The organism is Kerstersia sp., assembly GCF_052103615.1.
GTDB lineage: Bacteria > Pseudomonadota > Gammaproteobacteria > Burkholderiales > Burkholderiaceae_B > Kerstersia.
In genome coordinates, this window is sequence record NZ_JBQEKA010000126.1 from 2,889 (window position 1) to 6,168 (window position 3,280).

Consider the following 3,280-nt stretch of genomic DNA (forward strand, 5'->3'; position numbering starts at 1 on the left):
CAACCGCGCCGGTGTCGAGCGCGTCATGGGTTTCTGTACCGATGATGAGTATGAAGAGTTCTTCAATAGCGTCGGCGAATTCGAGAAAATGCTGGTGCGCTCCGGCATTGTCCTGATCAAATACTGGTTCTCGATTACCGATGATGAACAGCACCGCCGCTTTTTGATGCGTATTCATGATCCCCTGAAGCAATGGAAGCTGTCGCCCATGGACCTGGAATCCCGCCGCCGCTGGGAGGATTACACAAAGGCCAAGGAAACCATGCTGGAACGCTCCCATCTTCCGGAAGCGCCCTGGTGGATCGTTGAAGGGGTGGATAAGAAACGGGCGCGGCTCAATTGCATCAACCACTTGCTGGGGCAGATTCCTTACCAAAGCGTGCCGCACGAGGAAATCGCCCTGCCGCCGCGGATTCACCACCCTGATTACATCCGCCACCCCGTTCCCCAGGATATGCACGTGCCGGAACTGTATTGATTTTCCGGGGCTGATCCCCTATCACGGCGCGGCGGCCGCGCTTTCCGGCATTCTTGCCTGAGTGTCCTGAATGCCCTGAATACCCTGAGTGCCCTGATTGTTCCGATGGCCCCAGGGCTGCCATGCTGACAGGGGAGCCGCCGCGGGCGCAGTGACGGATTATTGCGCCCGTATCCAGTCCAGCACGCTGCCGGGGTTGCCATAGACGTCAGCGGACGGCAATACCTGCGATTCGCCGTTCACCTCCAGCACCAGGGTGGGCACGCCGCGCGCGCCAGCCGCCTGCAAGAGACGGCGGGCCTGCTGTGTGCGCGCCTGCAAGGCTTGCAGCAAGGCCAGATCCGGCTGCGCCAGCAGCGCCGCAGCGCCGTCCAGCCCCAGCTCGCGCAATAGCCCGGCCAGCGGTTCAACTTGCGTCATATCGCGTCCGCCGACATAGCGCGCCAGTTGCATGGCCCGCAGCGCCTCCAGCTCCCGCGCCGGGTCAGTCATCGCCACCGCCTGCAAGGCCAGGGTTGCCGGGCCGCTGTCGAACATGCCGCCAGCTTCCAGCACTTGCTGCCGGTACTGCTGCGTGAAGCGCTGCCCGGTCAGTTGCTCAATACGCTGGTCATTCGACCACGCATAGGCTGCGAATTCAGCATCCATCGGCCTGGCGCCCGCGCCCGAAAAGAGGCCGGTCGGCATGGGCCGCACCGTCAGGCCGGGTTCCGCCTGCGCGCTGGCAATGAACGGTGCTGCGGCATAGCACCAGCCGCACAGGGGATCAAACAGATAATGCAAGGTTTTCTGCGTGGCAGACATTCCATTTCTCCAAGACGGTTCCGCAAGCGGAAGGCCTAGCGTATTCAAAACATCGTGTTGGCGTTGGCCGCTTCCGCCGGAACATCCTGTATGACATCCCAATGTTCGACGATCATGCCATCCTGCACCCGGAAGATGTCAATCACGGCCTGCCCGCGGTCAGCGGCGCCATTGCTTGAATGGACATGCAAGTACACCAGATCGCCATCTGCCGCGCTGCGGACGATACGGGCGCGCGACTGGGGGTTGTCCTGGAAGTAGCCAGTAAAGAAGCCGACGAACGGCGCCTTGCCATCGGGCACCGCCGGATTGTGCTGAATATAGTCTTCCGCCACGACCGCCGCAGCGGCGGCAGTCTCGTGCCGATTGAAGAAACGCTCATAGAAATCGAGCACCAATTGACGATTGGCCTCTTCCCGCGCCGTGTCGCGCGCCTTGGCGGGTATGGACGCCTGTCCGGCAGCCGCCGCAGGTGCGGCTTGAATCCCGGCAGTCTGGGCGGCCTGCGGCGCGGCCAGCGCCATGCTGCTGCCAGCCAGCAAGCCGGCGCACAGCAAGACCCGCCATTCGCGTGTGATGAGATGGAACATGATGACTCCCGGTCACTTCCTTCTGGGCACCCGCTGAGCAGCAGCGATGCCCGCTGCCTTGCCCGCAGGTGCCAGCATGACCCGTCCTGCCCTAGGTTGACACCTACGGGCCGGTATCCGTAGCGCTTACGGACTGAGCACCCGATGAACTTCATCGGGTGTTTTGCATTGTAGGGACAGATGTGGGCGCTCGGTGTTGTAGATCTGGACAGACTGCCTGACCATGAGCCTGGCTTGAGCCAGATCAGCGGGTTTTTGGAGCAACAGTTCTCCCTTCAGGATGCCGTTGACCCGCTCGGCTAAGGCGTTCTGGTAGCAGTCGTAGCCGTCGGTCATCGAGCAACGGATGCCATGTCGGGCGTGCAGGCGCTGGTAATACGTCGAGCAGTACTGGATGCCTCGATCCGAGTGGTGAACCAGCGGTTGGTTTGAACGCCGCGAGCGCAACGCCATCTCCAGCGCGCGGCGCACCCCTTCGGTCTGCAGGTTCTCGGCCACGTGGTAGCCCACGATCTTGCGCGAGTAGGCGTCGGTCACCAGGCTCAAGTAGGTGCATCGCTGGGCAGTCGGCAGGTAGGTGATGTCAGCGACCCAGACCTGCTCGGGGCCGGTCGCCACCACCTGGCCTTGACCTGCCTTGAGCAGGTTCGGGTGGCGCCGGAAGCGATGGTGGCTATCGGTGGTCTTGTGATAGGCCCGGCGCGGCCGCACCAGCATCCGAGCGCTGCGCAGGATGTCGAACAGCGCATCGCGCCCAGCCTTGATCCCCGCCTCGCGCAGCGGTTGGCGCAGCATATGATGCAGTTTGCGAGTACCCAGTTTCGGTTGCCGCACCCGTAACGCCGTCACCATCGACACGACCTGGCACGCCTGCTGCTGGCGCTCTCGCTCCCTGTGCCTGCCCTTGTAGTAGGCCTGGCGGCTGTGGCCCATGTAGCGGCAAGCCCTTGCCACGCTCAACCCTTGGATGAGCTTTTGCGTGAGGACTTGCCCGAAGGCTTTTTTACGACGCGCACCCCGTAGTCCTTCTCCAGCACATTGACCACGGCCTCAAACAACTGCGCCTTCTCGCGCGCCTCTTTCAGCTGAACCTCCAGCTCCTTGATTCGCTGCTCGGGCGTAAGCGCCTTGCCCTGACGATCCATATCCACTCCTCTGACCGTCGGCAGGCTCCAGCCACTCACGCCCGCGCGGCCATGCTTGCGCAGCCACACCAGCACCGTTGACCGGCCTTGGATCCCATAGCGACGCTGCGCCTCTTTGTACGTCAGCTCGCCTTTTTCCACCTGCTCGACCACCGACAGTTTAAAAGCTAAGCTGTAGTCCCGCTGGGTTCGCTTGATCCTTGATTCCAATTGACTCTCCTTTCTTCTCTCAAAAAGGTGTCAACCAAATTCAGGACGAGTCA

The 3,280-nt window shown here is 62.1% G+C and carries 3 protein-coding genes and 1 pseudogene; 1 reads left to right on the forward strand and 3 read right to left on the reverse strand.

From position 1 onward, the window contains the following. A pseudogene (locus ACTJGZ_RS15520) lies at positions 1-478 on the forward strand (polyphosphate kinase 2); the annotation flags it as partial. A gap of 159 nt (positions 479-637) precedes the next feature. Here ACTJGZ_RS15520 and ACTJGZ_RS15525 read toward each other — a convergent pair. The 3 genes from ACTJGZ_RS15525 to ACTJGZ_RS15535 form a co-directional block, all read right to left on the reverse strand. Continuing rightward, positions 638-1,282 (reverse strand): DsbA family protein, encoded by a 645-nt coding sequence (locus ACTJGZ_RS15525; protein WP_441663799.1) that lies wholly within the window; start codon positions 1,280-1,282, stop codon positions 638-640. 44 nt (positions 1,283-1,326) lie between these two features. Next, entirely contained in the window at positions 1,327-1,806 is a 480-nt protein-coding gene (locus tag ACTJGZ_RS15530) for a nuclear transport factor 2 family protein (protein WP_441663801.1), read from the reverse strand. Between the two features lie 192 nt (positions 1,807-1,998). After that, a protein-coding gene (locus tag ACTJGZ_RS15535; RefSeq protein ID WP_441663800.1) for an IS3 family transposase occupies positions 1,999-3,227 on the reverse strand; the annotation gives its coding sequence in 2 pieces (ribosomal slippage) (positions 1,999-2,877 and positions 2,880-3,227; 1,227 coding nt in all). Positions 3,228-3,280 lie beyond the last annotated feature (53 nt).

Bases quoted from the DNA above. Each gene is read 5' to 3' on its own strand.
- ACTJGZ_RS15525 (WP_441663799.1), bottom strand. From the start codon at position 1,282: ATGTCTGCCACGCAGAAAACCTTGCATTATCTGTTTGATCCCCTGTGC.
- ACTJGZ_RS15530 (WP_441663801.1), bottom strand. From the start codon at position 1,806: ATGGCGCTGGCCGCGCCGCAGGCCGCCCAGACTGCCGGGATTCAAGCC.